Here is a 19,970-nt window from a genome sequence, read left to right on the forward strand (position 1 = left end):
TCTGAAAAAACAGCAGGATAAAAAATAACATTCTTGTGGGGTGGGCATCCCTGCCCGCCCAAATATGTAAATTAAGTGGATTTTAGTTTATGATAACATCACGGCGTGGCTTTATCTATATTCTATTTTATCTATGAGATCCAGAATTGAAAATAACATTTTATTTATTCACAAGGAAGATGTACCGGAATTTAAAAAAGGCGGTTCGGTAGTTAGAAATTCCTACTTTTGGGCTTTACGTTCCATTGCTGGTCGTGCTAAACGTGATCATGATTGGGAATACGAATCAGAAGTTTGGGTAGCACTAGAAAGAATGCTTTTATCTTTTACTGAATCAGGATATTTGGGTTATCGAGAAACAATTTTAGAGTTTCCTTTATCACAGGGTGAAATTCCTAATTTGCTGCGAAATGTAGCTACCTGGGAATAATCCATTTTCGTCCTTTCTAGGATGTTTTAAAAGGGAGAAATTTTCAATCATACAGCAAGTTCAGCTTGAGTGAGGTACACCTTGTGCAGGCAGGATGCCTGCACCACAAGAGTTTTATTATTAAAATCTGTATTTCATAAGATCGGAAACTGCTGTATTTTGATGAGATTTTATTTTTATGGGAAAATTAAGATAATATACGGAAATCCAGTAAGTTAAGCTCAAACATGACAATGTTTAAGCTAAAAACCCTTACAATTCAACCAATTTAAAACCCCAAATTTTCAAAACAGTAGTTGCTAATTCTGGATCTATACCATCATAAGCCTCCCATTCCGAATGCGGGTCTTTAGGATGTCCCTCACCCACATGACCTGCAATTTTTATGACTGGAATATTCACTACGTAATCACGTTCCATTCCCTTGGGAATAGCTAATTGGATTCTCCGTCCTACAAATTTCGCCCCGCTGGATTTAGCTACGGTTTCACGCACTAAACAAATATCACCAGCAGTTCCCCAAGTAGTTTGGTAAGTGTACAGAAATGATATATAGCTTTCTGGCTTGATTGATCTTTTGAGAACTTGCATTATTTAATCCTTACTGATTTCGGTTCAAGAATTTCATCTAAATACTACCTGCTATATTATAATTTCCCGCTTTTGATAGAATCACACAAGGGGTTTTATCTATGAAATTACCCCTTGCGAAAATTCCTAATCTACGCAGGTATAAACTGTAATGATACACCATTCATACAGTAGCGCAAGCCGGTTGGTTTAGGACCATCATTAAATACATGGCCTAAATGTCCACCACAATTACTGCAATGCACCTCAGTTCTGGTCATAAAAAATGACCTGTCTGTAGTCGTAGCAATTGCTCCCTCAATTGGTTTAAAAAAGCTCGGCCAACCAGTACCACTATTAAATTTAGTCTCTGAAGTAAACAAAGCTTGTCCACAACCAGCACAGACATAAGTACCAGGTTCATATTGCTTATCCAGGGGACTGGTATGGGAAGGTTCTGTACCATGTTTCCGCAATACACGAAACTGTTCTGGTGTCAGGATACTCTTCCACTCTTCCTCAGTCTTAGTCACTGCAAACTCTGTATTAGAAAGTGCCATTGTTTCTGAACTCCAATTGATATAACGGGAAAAAAAGGCTGTACCGACTAATACGGCACCCATTTGCAAAAAATAACGTTTGTCCATAAACCTATTATTTGCTATTATTTGTTATTTTTCTTGTCCTACCCTAACCAACTCTAACAAGTTTCTCAATTTTCCCAGAAATTAAGAAAAATTAACTCAAAACCTCTTGCCTAATTGAGAAAAATATGTAATGCTCGTAAAATCAATTTTAAAACTACTCTATCTCTATCAGATTATCGGTCTTTAAAACCGAAAGTCGGCAAAATGTCATTTTTGTATCTCTGTCTAATCACAAATACTGATAATTAAATATTGATTACAAATCAAAAAATTACCATGAGACAAGAATCTGATTTACTCTCTGAGATATGTGATTTTCTTTACCCTCGCAGTTCCTATTACGGTCAGTTTAAACCGGAATATTTAGTGTTTAATGCTAATCTTCAAGAATTTGCTCAACGGGTAAATTATATTTGTAATTTACAAACAGGTGGTAAAATATCTCCACAGGAGGCTTACAAACAAATTCATAGTTTGTGGAAACAATTAAAACAGGCTAAAAAACAGTTAGAAATTGAATAAAGATTTTTCATAAGTAGGTTTTGAGATTAATGGGAAATGATTTAGAATTAGAAGCCAAAGATTACATTATTTTAGCTCAATCTTTAGCAATGGAATTTGCCCAAACTGCCATAGAAAGAGATGCTCAAGGAGGTACACCAAAGCAAGAACGGGATAGTTTACGACAAAGTAACTTACTGAAATTGATTATCCCTCAAGAATATGGAGGAATTGGCGCAAACTGGATAACTACATTCCAAATAATTCGGGAATTTGCTAAAGTTGATAGTTCCTTAGCTCATGTTTTCTCATATCATCAAATTGGGGTAGTTATTCCCCATATCTTTGGTACAATTGAGCAGAAACAATATTACTATAGCGAAACCGTTAATCATAATTGGTTTTGGTGTAATGCTCTTAACCCTAGAGACAAAAGAGCAGTTATTACAGTACAGGAAAACCATTTTTTACTTAATGGTAGTAAAAGCTTTTGTTCCGGTTCTGTTGATTCTGATATTTTACCACTTTCAGCTATTGATCAAACAACGGGAGAATTAATTATTTTAGTCATTCCCAGTCGGAGACAAGGAGTAAAAATTCATACTGATTGGGATAGCATGGGACAACGCCAAACTGATAGCGGTAATATCAACTTTGACAATGTGATTGTTTATCCCCAGGAAATAATTGGTGCTAGATACAACCAAAATTCTATTTTTACTACTATTCGTTCTTGTATAACTCAACTCAACCTGGCTAATATTTACTTAGGTATTGCTGAGGGTGCTTTTGCCTCAGCTAAAAATTATACTCAAAACCGTAAAAAACCTTGGTTGACATCAGAGGTGGAATGTGTTACTAAAGATCCTTTTATTCTTCACCACTATGGTACTATGTGGGTAGACTTACAAGGAGTAAAGGCCTTAGTTAACCAAGCCATAGAATTACTACAAGCAGCTTGGGAAAAAGAACACAACCTCACCCCAACACAAAGGGGAGAATGTATGATGGCTGTGAATACTGCTAAAGTTGCAGCAACCAAAGTAGGTTTAGACATTACCAACCGCATTTTTGAAGTTATGGGCGCATCTGCTACGAGTCAAAAATATGGTTTTGATCGTTATTGGCGAAATATGCGTACTTTTACACTTCATGATCCGGTTGATTACAGACTGCGGGAAATTGGTAAATGGGCTTTGAATGATGAATTTCCCCAAACTGGTGCTTATTAATTTTAATTTTTTTTAATGTTATTCTTGAGTTTACAATCAGAAGTATAACGCTAATGTGCCAACTTCTAGGAATGAACTGCAACGTACCCACAGACATTTGCTTTTCCTTTGAAGGATTCTCCGCACGGGGGGGAAAAACAGATGAACATAGCGACGGTTGGGGAATTGCTTTTTTTGAAGGGAAAGGATGTCGGATTTTTCTAGATGCTGAAGCTTCTATAGCCTCACCAATTGCTGAGTTTATCCGTCAGTATCCTATTCATTCTACTCATGTTATCGCCCATATTCGCAAAGCTACTCAAGGGGAAATAGCCCTAGAAAACTGTCACCCTTTCCGTCGAGAACTTTGGGGAAGATATTGGGTATTTGCTCATAATGGTAATTTACCAGATTTTTACCCAGAAAACAATGGTGTTTTTCAACCCGTAGGTACTACTGACAGTGAAAGAGCGTTTTGCTTAATCCTCAATACTTTGCGATCGCATTTTCCCCAAGGACAACCACCCCTAAAGGAACTTTATCACACATTACAGACAATTACCAAGGAAATAGCAGCTTTTGGATCTTTTAACTATATACTCTCAGACGGAGATCACTTTTTTACCCATTGTTCCACTAAACTTTGTTACATTATTAGACAAGCACCCTTTGCGGCCGCTCACTTAATTGATGAAGAAATGACTGTAGATTTTAGTGAATTGACTACACCAAGCGATCGCGTTGCTGTGATTGTCACTACACCACTTACGGATAATGAAGTTTGGACACCCATTCAACCGGGAGAATTACTAGTATTTGAGGATGGTTTACCACTACGAAATATCTAGATTTAACTAGATATTTGCCAAGAATGCTCATTTTGATGACATGGACAAGAAGAGGGATAAACGAAAACAGCAACCCCTCTTTTTGATTCCGGCATTAAATTACAATCTGGTATATTTAGCGTCGTCCACTTTGAATCTTGTCAAAAATAGCACCATCTGCAAAGAATTTCTTCTGTACGCTACTCCAACCTCCAAGATCGGCTACAGTGTAGAGACGAGCAATATAGGGAAATTTATTTTTTACTTCTTTGGACACAGTAGGATCAACTGGACGAAAACCAACCTTAGTAAATTCCCTCTGCGCTTGAGGAGTAAATAAGAACTTAACAAAAGCTTCAGCAACTTCACGATTTCCATGTTTATCCACATTTTTGTCCACAACTGCGATAGGTGCGTCTATAGAAATATTTACTGGGGGAATTGTGTAAGTTGTATCTGTTTTTCCCTGTTGTGCGGCTAAAATGACTTCGTTTTCATAGTTTAATAACACATCACCCTGCCCTTTTTTGTAAAAAGCATCACTAGATTCTCGTGCGTCTTTAGGTAAGACAATCACATTCTTAAAGACATTTGTCACGAATTTTAAAGCCTGGCTTTCATTTCCGCCATTTTTGACTACAGCACCCCATAAAGCTAGAAAGTTCCATTTAGCACCACCGGATGTTTTTGGGTTTGCAGTGACAATTTTAACATCAGGTTTTGTTAAATCACTCCAAGTATTGATTTTTTTGGGATTACCGTTACGAGTTTCCAAAGCTACCACCGAACGAGTAACAATGGCATTATTTGGAGCTTCCTTCTCCCAACCTGGTTGAATTAAACCGGCTTGTTCAATTTTTTTAATGTCCCCAGCCAATGCCAATGCTACCACATCTGCACCTAAACCATCAATGACAGCGCGGGTTTGAGAACCCGAACCACCGTAACTTTCACGAATGATCACATCTTGGCCTTTTTCTCTTTTCCATTTTGCTACAAAGTCGGGAATAATTTTCGAGTAAGCAGCCTTGGTAACAGCGTAGGAAACTAAGGTAATTTCAACTTTTTTCCCACTTTGACTAATTATTTGCGTTTTCTGGGTTGAACTTGCGAATACAGGTAAAATTGTAGTGATACTTAAACCAGTTGCTAAGAATAAAGCGGGAAATAATGCCTTTGTTGTTGCAGAATTATTTGTCATGGTGTCCTTAACTGCGTATTAATATAATCTACGATAATTCTGTCGCAATATCGTATTTATTTTTCAGAAAAAGCATATCAGATACAATAAATAAAATCAATAGTTTTTACACTTAAAAATAATCATTTTCCTATCGGATATTGTATGTATTATATATTGCAATTATTTTTTAATAATTAAATTGCTTAAAAATTTTATTTGGTAAGTATTTCAGCAGGATGTATTGTAAACTATTTATTAGTTTGAAGTGCTTAAAATCAAAATTTATTAAGTAATTATGATTAATTGATCAAAATAAAGATGATCAGAAATTGATACCTGAAAATTCAAGATGTTGTCATTTGTCCCACATACTGCTAAAATCTCCCTATTCCCTATCGTCAATATGCAGTTTTATCTGCTATTGATTACTAAGTACCAGCAAAGGGCTTGTAATTAAAATCTTGCGCTTTAGCAAAATTCAAAGAGATTAATTAAAGGAGAAAAGATGAATTTGTGGTATAAATTACTAAAAATACAGCAACAGACCTGGAGAGCAAATTCCTTCAAAGGCTTTGTATCACTTTTTTTAGTAGGAACTGTATTAACTGTATCTCTCACTGCTTGCTCTGGAATAAAAAGCAGTAATTCAGCAAATAAAAAAGGCAATGTAGAACTAACGATTGTATCATTTGCAGTCACGAAAACTGCTCACGCAGCAATTATTCCCAAATTTGTGGAAAAATGGCAAAAAGAACATAATCAAACTGTGGTTTTTAAGCAAAGCTACGGTGGTTCAGGTTCGCAAACTAGGGCTGTAGTTGATGGTTTAGAAGCAGATATTGTTCATCTAGCACTAGCTTTAGATACGCAAAAAATTGAAAAAGCGGGACTAATTCAGCCTGGGTGGGAAAAAGAATTTCCTAATGACAGTATTGTGACTAAATCTGTTGCAGCTTTAGTAACTCGTGAAGGTAATCCCAAAGCTATCAATAACTGGGCTGATTTAGCCAGAGATGATGTTAAATTAATTACCGCAGATCCTAAAACTTCTGGGGTAGCGCGGTGGAATTTTTTAGCACTTTGGAATTCAGTAATTAAAACAGGTGGAGACGAAGCCAAAGCAACGGAGTTTGTGACTAAAGTTTATAAAAATGTCCCCGTCTTAACCAAAGATGCTCGTGAAGCTACAGACGCATTTTTTAAACAAGGCCAAGGTGATGCTTTAATCAATTATGAGAATGAAATTGTTTTAGCCCAAGACAAGGGTGAAAAAACTAATTATATTCTTCCTGATGTGAATATTTCCATTGATAATCCCGTTGCTATTGTTGATAAAAATGTTGATAAACACGATAATCGTCAAGTAGCAGAAGCTTTTGTTAAATACTTGTTTACTCCCGAAGCACAAGAGGAATTTGCAAAAGTGGGATTTCGTCCTGTAAATGAAACAGTGGCTAAAAATAAGGACTTTGCAGACAAATATCCGCCAATAAAAACTTTGAGTACAGTTCAAGAATTAGGTGGTTGGGAAGCCATTCAGAAAAAATTCTTTGCTGAAGGAGCAATTTTTGATAAAATTCAAGCTAAGAATAAACGGTAATTTTTGAGTTATGAACCTATCTTCTGGTGTAACAACTAATATTCAACCTGGGAAGGTGTTTTTAAAAAATTTAATTCATCTTCCCTGGACTTGGCGAATTACTTTGGGATATTTAACTATCATGTTATTTATTCCCATTGTCGCTATGTTTCTCAAGGCCAGTACAGAGTCACCGGCGAAGTTTTGGGAAATTGCCACTAGTGACTTAGCATTGGCAACTTATAATGTAACTTTCGTTACGTCTTTATTAGCTGCTTTACTTAATGGCGTGTTTGGAACTTTGATTGCTTGGGTATTAGTACGGTACGATTTTCCTTTAAAACGGATTATTGATGCTACAGTAGATTTACCTTTTGCATTACCAACATCTGTAGCGGGTTTAACACTGGCAACAGTTTATAGTGATAATGGCTGGTTGGGTTCACTGTTAGCACCAATGGGCATTAAAGTATCCTTTACCCGTTTGGGTGTAGCAGTAGCCATGGTATTTATATCCTTACCCTTTGTGGTGCGGACTGTACAACCTGTACTTCAGGAAATGGAAGCAGAAATTGAAGAAGCGGCCTGGAGCTTAGGTGCTTCTCAATGGCAAACTTTCTGGAAAGTAATTTTACCTCCTTTATTACCGACAATTTTAACTGGTGTCGCTTTGGGCTTTTCCCGTGCGGTTGGGGAATACGGTTCAACAGTAATTATTTCTTCTAATACACCCTATAAAGATTTGATTGCACCTGTGTTAATTTTTCAACGTTTGGAACAATATGACTATGCTGGTGCAACTGTAATTGGTGTGGTTTTATTAGGAATTTCTTTGGTTTTGTTATTAGCAATTAATTTCTTACAAGCTTGGGCAAGAAGATATGACAATAGATAAAGTTAAACAGGGAAAAAAACAAAGTTGGGTACCAACAATTTTAATTGTTGTAGCGATTTCCTACTTATTTTTGGTTCAATATATTCCCGCTATTAATGTTTTTTTTGAAGCCTTCAGAAAGGGATATGCACCATTTTTATCTAACCTGACAAAACCGGAATTTCTCCATGCAGCTTGGTTAACTTTATTATTAGCTGTAATCTCTATTCCTCTAAATGCAGTTTTCGGTTTATGTGCGGCATGGGCGATCGCTCGACATAAATTCCCAGGACGTGCTATAGTTCTCAGTATCATCGACCTACCCTTTTCTATTTCCCCAGTTGTCGCCGGTTTAATGATAGTTTTATTGTACGGGAAACAGGGTTGGTTTGGATCTTGGTTAGAAGCATTAGATATTAAAATCATCTTTGCTTTTCCAGGAATGGTAATGGCTACGGCTTTTGTGAGTATGCCTTTTGTTGCTAGGGAAGTAATTCCTATTTTAGAGGAATTTGGTAAAGACCAAGAAGAAGCCGCCAGAACTTTAGGTGCAAATGATTGGCAAATTTTTTGGCGAGTCACTTTACCCAGTATTCGTTGGGGTTTACTCTACGGTTTAATCTTAACAAATGCTAGAGCAATGGGCGAATTTGGTGCAGTTTCTGTAGTCTCTGGTAACATTGCTAATACAACCCAGAGTTTACCATTATTTGTGGAAGACGCTTACAAACAATATGAAACCGAAGCGGCTTTTTCTGCTGCTGTAATTTTAGCATTTTTGGCAGTTATCACTTTAATACTCAAGGAAATTATAGAACGAAAAACCCGTATTAAAGAAGTTGAATAATGGGTAATGGGTAATGGGTAATAACTCAACTATTAAATTACATCTTAGGAGTTGTTATGAGTAGTGAAAATCCCTTGATAAATAAGAGAATTAGAGTCAGAATTTCTCAAGATCATCATCAAGAACCCGTAATTTCTCGCCTAGTTTCCGAATATAACTTAACTGTAAATATCAAAGCCGCAATTCTTGGACAAAATGCTGTAGGTGACGGTTGGTTTGATTTAGACCTACAAGGAACAGAAGCACAAATTCAAAACGGGTTAAATTATTTGCAAGAATTGAAATTACAGGTTTGGGACGAAAATAGTATTAATAATTGGTGAAAAAATTGGTGAAAAAATTGTCGGCTGGTAATAGTAATGAGAATTAATAGTAATGGCTCAACTTTGATATACTTTAATTAATTTGCACAAACATTTCTCATTTCGGGTTGAAGGTTAATAAAATGGTACTCGAAGCCCCGTCTATCAAAGCTAAAACAACCATCACCTGGGAACCTCTACCAGCCAATTTTATATTACCCGACGATCCTGTGGAAAATATTCAACAACCCGCCCTCGCAGCGGCTTTAACCGATGCTTTGGGAGCTTCAGGATATATCCAGCCAGAAATGCTAATTGGCTCGAATTTGGGGCTGGTAGCAACAGTTAATAAAAAAATTGTCGTCAAAGCTCCAGACTGGTTTTATGTTCCTCAAGTACATTCCGTACCAGAGGGGGTAATTCGTCGTAGTTATACCCCTAATACAGATGGTGCAGCAGTCACAATTGTGATGGAATTTCTCTCAGAAGCAGAGGGTGGAGAACTATCCATTAGATCAACACCTCCCTATGGTAAACTGCATTTTTACGAGCAGATTCTCCAAGTACCCACTTATGTGACTTATGATCCCTATGATAGTAGTCTAGAAGTCCGTTATTTGCAAGATGGTAGATATATTTTACACCCAGTAGATAATCAAGGGCGGCTGTGGATTCCACAATTGGAATTATACCTGGGAATCTGGTCTGGGGAAAGGTTGGGACAAACCATGAACTGGCTACGTTGGTGGGATAAATCAGGTAATTTACTGCTATGGAGTTCAGAACAAGCAGCACAAGAGCGTCAAAGAGCAGATAGAGAACATCAAAGAGCAGAAAGACTAGCTGCTAAATTGCGGGAATTGGGAATTGAGCCAGAACCGTAGCACCGTGTAAAATCGTAGGTTGGGTTAAGCAACAACGCAACCCAACAAAATCCTACAAATTATAACCGTAGGTTGGGTTATAGTGGTATGCACTTGAATGAGATACATCATAAGCCCCCTCCTCGCTTGCGGGGAGGGGGTTGGGGGTGGGGTTCTTGTATCTCACTCAACTGAGAACCGCTATAAGCAACAGCGCAACCCAACAAAATCGAAAAAATCCTATAAATTGGAACTTAAACCCACACGGAAAGTAAAACCGGGGCTATAAATTCGATTAACTCGTTCGTACTGTTCACCTAATATATTTTCTAGGTAAAAAGTTAGTCCCAAATTTTTATTTACAGGAATGCGGCCACCAAAATCTAAATTAAAGAAAGATGGTGCAAAATCTGTATTTTTGTCTCCAGCGCTACTGTTATTAAAAATAGAACGACGAGAACCACTATTATAAGTAGCATATAAATTACCCTCCCATCCATCATTTTGATAACCAATGCCAGTTTGTAGCCAAGAATAGGGAATTAACCCTAATTGTAATCCTTTTTCTGTACCAGTTTTGATTTGAGCATCTGTATAAGTGTAGTTGAGAAAAGTTGACCAATTACGACTAACTTTTAATTGCAATGCTGTTTCTAAACCATTGGTATCAACCAAACCAATATTTTGCCATGTTCTTGTTTGCGTATTTACTCCCAAACGATTATCTAAACTATTTCCAAAATAAGTAAATTGTCCTAACAGTTTTTCCGAGAATTTGACATCTACTCCCGCAGTCCAAGTAGAACCAGTTTCTGGTTTTAAATCCGGGTTAGGATTCCAATTATGAACCGTATCAAAAACATATAATTGATCTAATCCAGGATTGCGTTGCGCCCCCGCCCAACTACCACGAAATGCTACCGTTGGATTAACAGTATAACGTAAACCTCCACTGGGATGAAAATAACTACCAAATTGACTATCAAAGCTTTGTCTTAACCCTAAATCTATTTGCAAAGCATCGCTAATTTTCCAAGTATTAACAGCAAATAAAGCTGTATTTAAAACGCTTCTATCTTCTCTTTCATTTTTAGGAATTAGGACAGGATCTGTACTCAAAACATTGCCAATTAAATCGGTATTTTTTAGGTCTAAACCCCAGCGCAATTGATTATTTTCAGTGAGTTTCCATTCATGATCTAACCTGGTTTTAAATTGTTGTGTATCTAAAACTCCAGTTCTGTAAAATGTCGCTCCCGTTGGTCCATAGGTGCTAAAATAATCTCGGTTGTAGCCTAATGTAGTTGTTAAATTGGAATCTTCCCCTTCACCCAATTTAGTTTTCCAAGATAAACCAATATTTAAACCATCATGATCTAATCTATCTTTTTGCAAAGGGAAACCGAAATAAATCAAACCTCGACGACTACTGAGGGTAGTCACATCTAAATTTAAATAATTTTTAGCATCTAAATCTATACCCACACTACCAAAATAAGTGCTGGTAGCTGTATCTGCATTAAATAACTTTCCTTCATTATCTCTATTTGCAGCCCCGACAGGAACAGAATAACGGTTATCTATAAAGAACCTTTCAAAACTAAAATTGTATTTTACCTTATTAGTTGAACCACCATAAGTTAACTGTTGATTATTTAAATTTAATGAGCCAAATTCTAAACTTCCAGTTAATTTAGGTTTACCATAACCTGCTTTTGTGATAATATTCACAACTCCACCAAAAGCCGAAGAACCATATAAAGAAGATGCTGTACCACTATATAATTCCACTCTTTCAATAGCCTCCACAGGAATGCTATTTAAATCTGTTGCACCATGATAGGTACTAATATTTGTATTAATGGGTCTACCATTAATTAGAAATACAGATTGTTCAATAGAAGCTCCTCGATAATATGTTCCTGTGTGAATATCTGCACCATGTCCCACATTATTAATTGCAAAACCGGGCATTTTTTTCAAAACATCAGCAACACTAGTTGCACCCTGTTTTTTAATTTCTTCTTTTTCAATTACATAAGTAGGAGTAGATTCAGGAAGAAGGTCTTTTTCTCCAATCGTTTCTAGAGATATATCTGGATCATTTGTAGGTGTTAAATCTCCTGCTGAATTGGGTTCTGTCTTAACTTCATTCTCTCCTGGTTGTTGAGTTAATAATTCAGCATTTGTGCTGGGTAATTCAATTTCATTTAAATTAGGAATATCTGACTTGACTGTATTTTTATTATACTCATGATCAGCAGCTATAGAGGGAAATGCTACTAATAAGCTCAATAAAGATACTGGTAAAACAAAGAATTTTCTATTCATATTTGTCAACTCACACCCGGTAATAACAATCACTAATTGAAATTTTCCCTATTAATAGCAACAGTGTCAAAAGACAAGCTGTCATAGTGGAATTAATCTAGAAAATAAGAGGTTTTTGTCTTTGACGTTCTTGACGTTTACGGTAAAGTTGCGATCCTTTGATGATAAAATTAACTTCGGTTGTCACTGCTTCTCTTCCTCCCTCTTTAGGTGTTAACTTCCAGTCTTGTGCATATTTTTCGGCTGCTTCGTCTAGTTCGCTATCACCACTGGAACGAATTAACCGCACCTGCGTAACAGTACCATTTTCATCTGTATCAATAGCAATTAATGCAGTACCTTCTGCACCACGCCTCCTGGCTCTATCTGGGTATTTATATTCACACCGAATACATTCTGCTGCAGGATTTAACTTAGAACTATTTTCTATCGTGGGTTTGGGTGCGGTAGCTATTGGGTTACTTTCTGCTTCAACACCATTACCAGCACCATTATCAGTACCTAAACCATTACCAGTACCATTACCCGTACCTGTACCTAAACCATTCCCATTACCATTACCCGTACCTGTACCTAAACCATTCCCATTCTGCGGTAACTGTGTGAAAACGGTGGGGTTTGTTGAGGGAATAGGGATATTGTAGGGACTAATATTGGTTGGACTTTCTGAATTTAATGGTGGGATATCTGTTGGTTTTGTATCTGCTTGCGGTTGAGTAGACGGGAAGTTATTTGAGTTTTCATCTAATTTCTTTATTGGGTTGATTTTTGGTAATTTCAATATGGTCTCAGGTTGAAAATTCGTGTTTTCAATTGGGTCTATTTTTACAGGTTTTTCTATGGTCTCAGGTTGAAAATTCGTGTTTTTAATTGGGTTACTTTTTGGTAGTTTTGCTATTATTTTGGGTTCAAAATTGGTAACTGTTTGGGATGGTTTAGTGATAAAGTGATTGGTGATTTTTGGTTGGTAGTGTTTAGCTACAGGTGGTATAAATGAATTGATTAGACTACTACCTTTTTCTATTGGTATGGAAATTTCTTCGCTGTTATTTCCACCACCGCTACTACCAGAATTGATCTTGACTGGAGATTTTATTTCTGTTGCTGGTTGAACCACTTTTTGGGGTATGGGTTCCAAAATTGTCAGTTCAATTGGTTCTTCTCTAATTTCCTTGACTCTGTGAAAAAACTTATGAATACTTAAAGCTAGTACCCCAAGATGTAATGCTACTGAAACAATGAGACTATAGAAAAGAAAAGTTTTCAATGCTTCTGCTTCTTTTTCGCGCTGTTCTATGATAAAACCTGATAACCCCATATTTTATTACTAATTTTGATAATTATTTATTTGATTGAGAATAGAGTCAAACATGAAATGAATATGATTACTAGTCCATGCAGGTAAACTTTGTTTGTGTAGTTGCGATTTATAATCGCCATATACCTTGAAAACAAATAATATACTAAATTAAGTTCAGTTCAATTCACTGCAAATATTTAGCGGGACAAAAAGCCCCGCACATTGTTAAGCTATCAAATCCGATGTAAACTTACTTTTTCCAGTCTTTATCAGCTTGTTCTAGTACATAAGCAGCTACATCTTCTATTTGATTTGCTTTTAACTTTTTGCCAAAAGCTGGCATAGCTCCTTTACCATTAGTAACCTGGGCAATAATTGCTTCAGCAGAGTACATACCGTACTTTTCCAAAGCGCCCTTTTTCAAGGTTTTAGCAGCATTAACTAAATTTCTACCACCAGCGTGACAAGAAGCACAATTAGCCTTAAATACTGCTGCTCCATTGGCTGCATTAGCCGCTAAAGCGGGACTACTAAAAGCAACGGTGAAGATAGTTACGCTCAACATTAATACGGAGATAATTCTTTTCATCTGGTGTTCTCTCTACAACAATATCTGAATCCCGTGCAAATATCCTCCATAATTCTCATTTTATTTGATTCCATTAGTCAAACGACAGACTGTCGAACTTGGCTCTAATAATTGAGAATTGGAGATTAATTGATTGATATTTTCAGGGTTTTGGCAAAATGTAAAATTATGTAAATGGAAATTGAAGACTGGCTAAAAGAAATTAATCAGGATTTATGCAATTGACATAATATTCTAGATTGTAGTTAGAACTTTAGTTTTTTCTAGGAGACCCTACGAAAATCAGATCAGGGCTAAAGCCCTGACTACAAAGAATTATACTTTTTTGTGACAGTTGCGTCAGTTCCGTTTATGTTTGATTTGCTAATTGGGTAAGACCTGTTTCTGTCACCCGACAAATCCGCCAATCTTCTAAAATATCTGCTCCCATATTGCGGTAAAATTCTTGGGCTGATACATTCCAATCTAAAACACTCCATTCTAAACGGCCACAATCCCTTTCTACAGCTATTTGGGCTACTTTGGTCAAAAGTGCTTTACCAATGCCTTGACGGCGATATTCTGGGGAAACAAAGATATCTTCTAGGTAAATGCCTGGCTTGGTCAAAAAGGTTGAATAATTATGAAAAAATATGGCAAAACCTACAGCCTGACCGTCAATTTCGGCTATAATTGCATCTACATATTTTGGTGAACCAAATAAGTGGTCTTTAAGTGCTTCTGCATTACCAATTACAGCATGAGATAGTTTTTCATATTCTGCAAGTCCTTGAATTAATTTAAAAAGCGTTATGACATCACTAGGTTGAGCAAATCGAACAATTAAATTAGTATTAGTATTCATTAGTCTGTAGTCTGTAGTCTCTAGTCTCTAGTCCACAGTTCGTAGTTTATATCCAAATTGATAAATTTTTTAACTACTGACCACTGACAACTGACAACTGACCACTGACTAATGACTAATAACTTATACCAACCATCCTTTTAAACGCTTGGCTATGTGGGGACGGCGTAACTTTCGCATAGCTTTACTTTGGATTTGACGGACTCGTTCACGGGAAAGATTAAACATATTACCCACCTCTTCCAAGGTACAGGGTTCGCTACTGGTGAGTCCATAGCGCAGGGAAATGACATCTTTTTCTCTGGGGGTGAGTACGTCCCCTAAAACTTCCCAAATCTCTTGACGCATCATGTTTTCGTTCATTTTTGCTTCGGGAGACTGGTTGTCTTCATCTTCTAACAAATCCATTAACTCAGTATCTTCTTCTTTACCAACACGGTGGTTAAGGGAAAGAGCTTGTCGTCGGAGTTGTTGAAGTTGACGCAATTGGTGAACCGTAATTTCCAAAGCTTCGGCCATTTCCGACTCCGTTGGGTTACGAGAGAGCTTTTGTTTCAGTTCCCGTTGTGCTTTTTTAAGTTTGTTAAGTTTTTCAACAATATGGATTGGTAAGCGAATAGTTCTAGCATCATTTGCGATCGCTCTTGTAATTGCTTGTCTAATCCACCAATAAGCATAAGTAGAAAACTTATATCCTTTATCCGGGTCAAATTTTTCCGCAGCGCGGTTTAAACCCATTGCTCCTTCCTGAATTAAATCCAGAAAAGGGACACCACGATTTAGATATCGTTTCGCAATAGATACTACTAACCTCAGATTAGAACGAATCATTTTCCGTTTGGCCACTCTCCCCTGATACAGGCGGCTTTCCAGTTGTTTTTCCGTCATTTCTAGCTGGGAAGCTAATTCACCTTTACTGGGTTGCGCTCCTGATTCTAATTCTAAAGCGGCTTGTAATTCTTTAATTTCTTCTAAAAACCTGACCCGTCGCGCCAATTCCACTTCCTCATCAGGTTTAAGTAGTGGATAACGCGCCATTTCCTTAAAAAACGCGCCCACAGCATCATCATTTTCGGTTTTATTATATCCCGAAGGACGGGCTGCGGCCATGTCATCGCCATTGCGTTCTTCTAATTCCAAGTTTTCGACAAGTGAGGTATCTTCATATACCACTTGCTCTAAACTCTCCAGTGATGGTTCTTCATGATCAGTAATATTCTCCAATATTTCCATTGTTCCCAATTCAGCAAGATTCATAGTTTCCTTTAGGGATTGTTGCTTAGTTTGGTACATAATTTTATGACAATGACCTCTTTCAGGCTTGATAGTTTTCCCCTCAGGACAAAATACACCTTATCACTAGCAAAATGCTCTCTTTTTGATCATTCCAGATCAGGAATGCAAACCAGTATTTGTCCATGATTTTATCTGTGGCTCGATACAACCTATAATCATTAATGGCTTTAGCATTCATAAGAAATATCTATTTTTTGAATACCAATAGACATATACTCCTTTCTTGTCTCAATTATTAAATATGTTAGCCCCCTTGATTATAACTTTAACAAATATCGAAGATGTAAATTAATCAGATCCTATACCCATCCTAAATGATTTGTGAAAAAGTTTGTTGGTTGTTGCCTGTAAATATTCTCTGCGTAAAGTTCATAAATCAAGAAGAAATCATATATATTAAATTTTCGTTGATTTTTGGCAAAGTTTAGATTTTTTTCCGGTTTTAGTGAAGAGGTTTATTGAATAAATCGCCATTTTGGTACTAGAGTTATTTCTCTCTACGAATATTTACTAAATAATCCAAATTACAAAAATGGTAACTTAAAATCCGGACAATATTTAATGGTTAAAAACATCTGATATTGACAAAACATTTAATATCTATCAACAGAGGGAAAAACCCTCTACCAGATTTGGTAATTTTATCTTAGGTTAATTAATAACAGAATTTATTAATTACTAACTATTTTCTAGAATATCGAGAAATTAAACTGTTTAATCAGCTAATATCTCTTATCTATTACCTATTTATTATCATCTAAGCCTATATCTAGGGATAGGTTTTAAAAACAATCATCAGTTTACACCTAATTGTTACTAACCTAATGTAGATAACTTTATTTGCATACTTGACATCAAATACCTGTTGCAGGTATGCTAGCAAATAATTGGTCTAGTAAATTACATAAGTTAGAGATTATCAAGTATTATCAATAATTTAAGTATTGTAAAATACTATTTACTTGTAATAAAACCAAGGGATATAATCAATCAAGCCCGAAAAGAGCCAAGTGCATGAACAAAATATTTGTTTATAAATTCAGAAATTATGTATACTATTAATGCAAAATCATCTGTTATCGCTGTAGCTGAACCTGGAGGACTATATCAATCTCAAACAACATTATCTCAATGGGTTGAAGTCCTTGTAGACTGTCCAGGGTGTTCGGATTTATTTACCTATAAAATCCCAGAACATTTACAAATCAAACCAGGGGATATTTTAAGTGTTCCCTTTGGTGGGACACAGGTAGGTGGTGTCGCTATTCGCTTATTAACTCAAACACCCGCAGACTTACCACCAGAGAAAATTCGTGAAGTAGAAGATGTCGTTAGTGAAGGTTTTTTTCCTAGCGGTTATTGGACACTACTCAACCGCGTTGCATCCTATTACTATACACCCCTAATTCAAGTGATTCGCGTCGCTTTACCACCAGGCTTGTTAGGAAAATCACAACGTCGTCTGCGCTTAACTCCCTTGGGTAAAGAAAATATTCCTGGTTACATCAGCCCTACAGCCCAGCAAATAATCACCCTCCTAGAGAAAACCCCGACAGCAGACTATAGCTATCACTACATTCAACAAAAAATTAAAGCCGCGTATCGGGGAATTAGGGAATTAATTCGTTTAGGTTTAGCAGAAAACTATTTAGAACCGCCACGACTCACCCAACCGAAGTTACAAAAAGCTGTCATCCTCTTAGATAATAGTGATCACGATTTAACACCCCGTCAAAAAGAAATTGTCGAAGTTTTAAGACGACAAGGGAGAGAAATGTGGCAAAATGAACTATTACAACTTTGTAGTACCAGCACTTCCACGCTCAAAGCCTTAGTAGATAAAGGTTATATAATAATTGAAGAAAAAGAAATATTACGTAGAGAAACAGGACCCGCAATAGCCGGAGATTGGGCGAAATCCTTAACACCAGCGCAAAATCACGCCTTAGAAACTATTACTTCCCTAACTGGATTTAGTAAAGTATTGTTACACGGGATCACAGGTTCAGGCAAAACAGAAGTATACTTACAAGCCATATCACCCCTACTTGAACAAGGAAAATCCGCCCTCGTTTTAGTTCCCGAAATTGGACTCACACCCCAACTCACAGACAGATTCCGCGCTAGATTTGGGAACAAAGTCCACGTTTATCATAGCGCCCTTTCCGACGGTGAACGTTACGACACCTGGCGACAAATGCTCACAGGAGAACCACAAATCATCATTGGGACTCGCAGCGCCATTTTCGCACCTTTACCCAACTTAGGCTTAATTATCCTGGACGAAGAACACGACAGCAGCTTTAAACAAGATGCTCCCATTCCCACCTATCACGCTCGCACCGTCGCCCAATGGCGAGCCGAATTAGAACATTGTACACTAATTTTAGGTTCAGCAACTCCCTCTTTAGAAAGTTGGGTGAGCAGAAATCAACAATATCTATCATTACCAGAACGCATTCACTCCCGGCCATTACCCCCCGTGGAAATCGTAGATATGCGTCAAGAATTGAAAGAAGGAAACCGTTCTATTTTTAGTAGAAAGCTGCAAAATGCTTTACAACAATTAGAAGCAAAGCAACAACAGGGAATATTATTTATTCATCGGCGGGGACATAGTACATTTGTATCTTGTCGTAGTTGTGGATATGTGTTAGAATGTCCTCATTGTGATGTATCCTTGGCCTATCATCATGTAGAAGAGGGAGCGCCGGAATTATTGCGCTGTCATTATTGTAATTATGGGCGTTTACATCCTCCCCATTGTCCCGAATGCAGTTCCCCTTATTTAAAATTTTTCGGAAGTGGTACACAAAGGGTAGCGCAGGAATTAACCAAACAATTTCCCCATCTGAAAATAATTCGTTTTGACAGTGATACTACTAGTACCAAAGGTTCACACCGTCACCTCCTGACCAAATTTGCTAATGGTGAAGCCCATTTATTAGTAGGAACACAAATGCTCACCAAAGGCTTAGATTTACCCCAAGTCACCTTAGTGGGTGTAGTTGCTGCGGACGGACTATTGCATTTATCAGATTATCGCGCCAATGAGCGCACATTTCAAACCCTCACCCAAGTTGCGGGGAGAGCAGGAAGAGGAGAAGATCCAGGTAGAGTAATTATCCAAACCTACACCCCAGAACATCCTATCATTGCAGCAGTGCAAAAACATGATTATCAATCTTTTGCCGAAGAAGAATTAAAACAAAGACAAACCCTTAATTATCCTCCTTATGGGAGATTAATCTTATTGCGGTTAAGCAGTTTAGATCCCATTCAAGTACAAAACACAGCGCAAATTATCGCCACATTTTTGCAAGATAAAGCAGAATTTGAGATATTAGGACCTGCCCCAGCTAACATATTACGAGTAGCAAACCGTTATCGTTGGCAGATATTACTTAAATTTGCTGCTGACACATTACCAAACCTACCAGACTGGATAGAAGTGCGATCGCTTTGTCCAAATTCGGTTAGTCTAACAATTGATGTAGATCCGATTAATATAATGTAAACTTGAACCTCTTACCTCCGTGTTTATGGTGCGTTACGTCGCGTATTTAATTGATTTGTATATTTTATAATCTTTTAGCGCTCCTAAGCACCCTACAAGCTTTTGTAGGGTGTGTTAGCGATAGCGTAACGCACCTTATATTTACTAAATAATTTATTTTATGATGTTTTTTAAAATCTCCTTTAATAATACAGGACTTACGCAAAATATCTCTCAAACCCTCTTTTCTTCGTTCTCTTCGTTCCTATGCCTTCGGCAC

The 19,970-nt window shown here is 37.1% G+C and carries 18 protein-coding genes; 10 read left to right on the forward strand and 8 right to left on the reverse strand.

Translation table 11 applies throughout. The features are described 5' to 3' along the window. Positions 1–133 precede the first annotated feature (133 nt). Positions 134–430, forward strand: coding sequence for a hypothetical protein (locus tag ACIR310F_RS0115505; protein ID WP_028084614.1), 297 nt, complete (start codon positions 134–136; stop codon positions 428–430). Positions 431–682: 252 nt separating this feature from the next. On the opposite strand, the gene ACIR310F_RS0115510 is transcribed toward ACIR310F_RS0115505, so the two are convergent. Beyond that, a complete protein-coding gene (locus tag ACIR310F_RS0115510; protein ID WP_028084615.1) occupies positions 683–1,021 on the reverse strand; it encodes a hypothetical protein in 339 nt (112 codons plus the stop codon). A gap of 131 nt (positions 1,022–1,152) precedes the next feature. After that, positions 1,153–1,647, reverse strand: coding sequence for a peptide-methionine (R)-S-oxide reductase MsrB (gene msrB / locus ACIR310F_RS0115515; RefSeq protein WP_028084616.1), 495 nt, complete (start codon positions 1,645–1,647; stop codon positions 1,153–1,155). Positions 1,648–1,923: 276 nt separating this feature from the next. Between msrB and ACIR310F_RS0115520 the strand changes: the two genes are divergently transcribed. Genes ACIR310F_RS0115520 through ACIR310F_RS0115530 form a run of 3 tightly spaced genes read left to right on the forward strand, consistent with a single transcriptional unit; the run spans position 1,924 to position 4,207 of the window. After that, a complete protein-coding gene (locus tag ACIR310F_RS0115520) occupies positions 1,924–2,169 on the forward strand; it encodes a DUF7219 family protein (RefSeq protein ID WP_028084617.1) in 246 nt (81 codons plus the stop codon). 29 nt (positions 2,170–2,198) lie between these two features. Next, positions 2,199–3,380 carry an acyl-CoA dehydrogenase family protein gene (locus ACIR310F_RS0115525; RefSeq protein WP_028084618.1) on the forward strand — a complete coding sequence of 394 codons (1,182 nt, stop codon included), beginning with the start codon at positions 2,199–2,201 and terminating at the stop codon, positions 3,378–3,380. A gap of 53 nt (positions 3,381–3,433) precedes the next feature. Further along, the gene (locus tag ACIR310F_RS0115530; protein ID WP_028084619.1) at positions 3,434–4,207 is read left to right on the forward strand and encodes a class II glutamine amidotransferase; all 774 of its coding nucleotides are present in this window, start codon (positions 3,434–3,436) and stop codon (positions 4,205–4,207) included. Between the two features lie 115 nt (positions 4,208–4,322). Here the strand turns inward: ACIR310F_RS0115530 and ACIR310F_RS0115535 are convergent, their stop codons facing one another. Then, a complete protein-coding gene (locus ACIR310F_RS0115535) occupies positions 4,323–5,387 on the reverse strand; it encodes a sulfate ABC transporter substrate-binding protein (protein ID WP_028084620.1) in 1,065 nt (354 codons plus the stop codon). 487 nt (positions 5,388–5,874) lie between these two features. Between ACIR310F_RS0115535 and ACIR310F_RS0115540 the strand changes: the two genes are divergently transcribed. From ACIR310F_RS0115540 to ACIR310F_RS0115560, 5 genes are all read left to right on the forward strand, one after another. Next, on the forward strand, positions 5,875–6,969 hold the full coding sequence (locus ACIR310F_RS0115540) for a sulfate ABC transporter substrate-binding protein (RefSeq protein WP_028084621.1): 1,095 nt from the start codon (positions 5,875–5,877) through the stop codon (positions 6,967–6,969). A 10-nt stretch (positions 6,970–6,979) separates the two neighbouring features. Then, positions 6,980–7,843 (forward strand): sulfate ABC transporter permease subunit CysT, encoded by an 864-nt coding sequence (cysT, locus tag ACIR310F_RS0115545; RefSeq protein WP_028084622.1) that lies wholly within the window; start codon positions 6,980–6,982, stop codon positions 7,841–7,843. Continuing rightward, positions 7,830–8,669 carry a sulfate ABC transporter permease subunit CysW gene (gene cysW / locus ACIR310F_RS0115550; RefSeq protein ID WP_028084623.1) on the forward strand — a complete coding sequence of 280 codons (840 nt, stop codon included), beginning with the start codon at positions 7,830–7,832 and terminating at the stop codon, positions 8,667–8,669. Before cysT ends, cysW begins: the two co-directional genes overlap by 14 nt. A gap of 56 nt (positions 8,670–8,725) precedes the next feature. Next, entirely contained in the window at positions 8,726–8,992 is a 267-nt protein-coding gene (locus tag ACIR310F_RS0115555; protein ID WP_028084624.1) for an NIL domain-containing protein, read from the forward strand. A 122-nt stretch (positions 8,993–9,114) separates the two neighbouring features. Continuing rightward, entirely contained in the window at positions 9,115–9,855 is a 741-nt protein-coding gene (locus ACIR310F_RS0115560) for a Uma2 family endonuclease (protein ID WP_028084625.1), read from the forward strand. A 219-nt stretch (positions 9,856–10,074) separates the two neighbouring features. Here ACIR310F_RS0115560 and ACIR310F_RS0115565 read toward each other — a convergent pair whose 3' ends face one another. From ACIR310F_RS0115565 to ACIR310F_RS0115585, 5 genes are all read right to left on the reverse strand, one after another. After that, positions 10,075–12,165, reverse strand: a complete 2,091-nt coding sequence (locus ACIR310F_RS0115565) for a TonB-dependent receptor plug domain-containing protein (RefSeq protein ID WP_028084626.1) — start codon at positions 12,163–12,165, stop codon at positions 10,075–10,077. Between the two features lie 97 nt (positions 12,166–12,262). Beyond that, positions 12,263–13,483: an energy transducer TonB gene (locus ACIR310F_RS24920; RefSeq protein WP_051289683.1), complete on the reverse strand. Its 1,221-nt coding sequence runs from the start codon at positions 13,481–13,483 to the stop codon at positions 12,263–12,265. Positions 13,484–13,715: 232 nt separating this feature from the next. Continuing rightward, entirely contained in the window at positions 13,716–14,054 is a 339-nt protein-coding gene (petJ, locus tag ACIR310F_RS0115575; RefSeq protein ID WP_028084627.1) for a cytochrome c6 PetJ, read from the reverse strand. A gap of 349 nt (positions 14,055–14,403) precedes the next feature. Further along, on the reverse strand, positions 14,404–14,898 hold the full coding sequence (locus tag ACIR310F_RS0115580; RefSeq protein WP_028084628.1) for a GNAT family N-acetyltransferase: 495 nt from the start codon (positions 14,896–14,898) through the stop codon (positions 14,404–14,406). A gap of 123 nt (positions 14,899–15,021) precedes the next feature. Beyond that, complete coding sequence (locus ACIR310F_RS0115585; protein ID WP_028084629.1) at positions 15,022–16,191, reverse strand: RpoD/SigA family RNA polymerase sigma factor; 1,170 nt, start codon at positions 16,189–16,191, stop codon at positions 15,022–15,024. A gap of 1,051 nt (positions 16,192–17,242) precedes the next feature. On the opposite strand from ACIR310F_RS0115585, the gene priA reads away from it, so the two are divergent. Further along, positions 17,243–19,711 (forward strand): primosomal protein N', encoded by a 2,469-nt coding sequence (gene priA / locus ACIR310F_RS0115590; RefSeq protein WP_028084630.1) that lies wholly within the window; start codon positions 17,243–17,245, stop codon positions 19,709–19,711. Positions 19,712–19,970: the final 259 nt, after the last annotated feature.

Source organism: Dolichospermum circinale AWQC310F (genome assembly GCF_000426925.1).
Taxonomy (GTDB): Bacteria; Cyanobacteriota; Cyanobacteriia; order Cyanobacteriales; family Nostocaceae; genus Dolichospermum; species Dolichospermum circinale.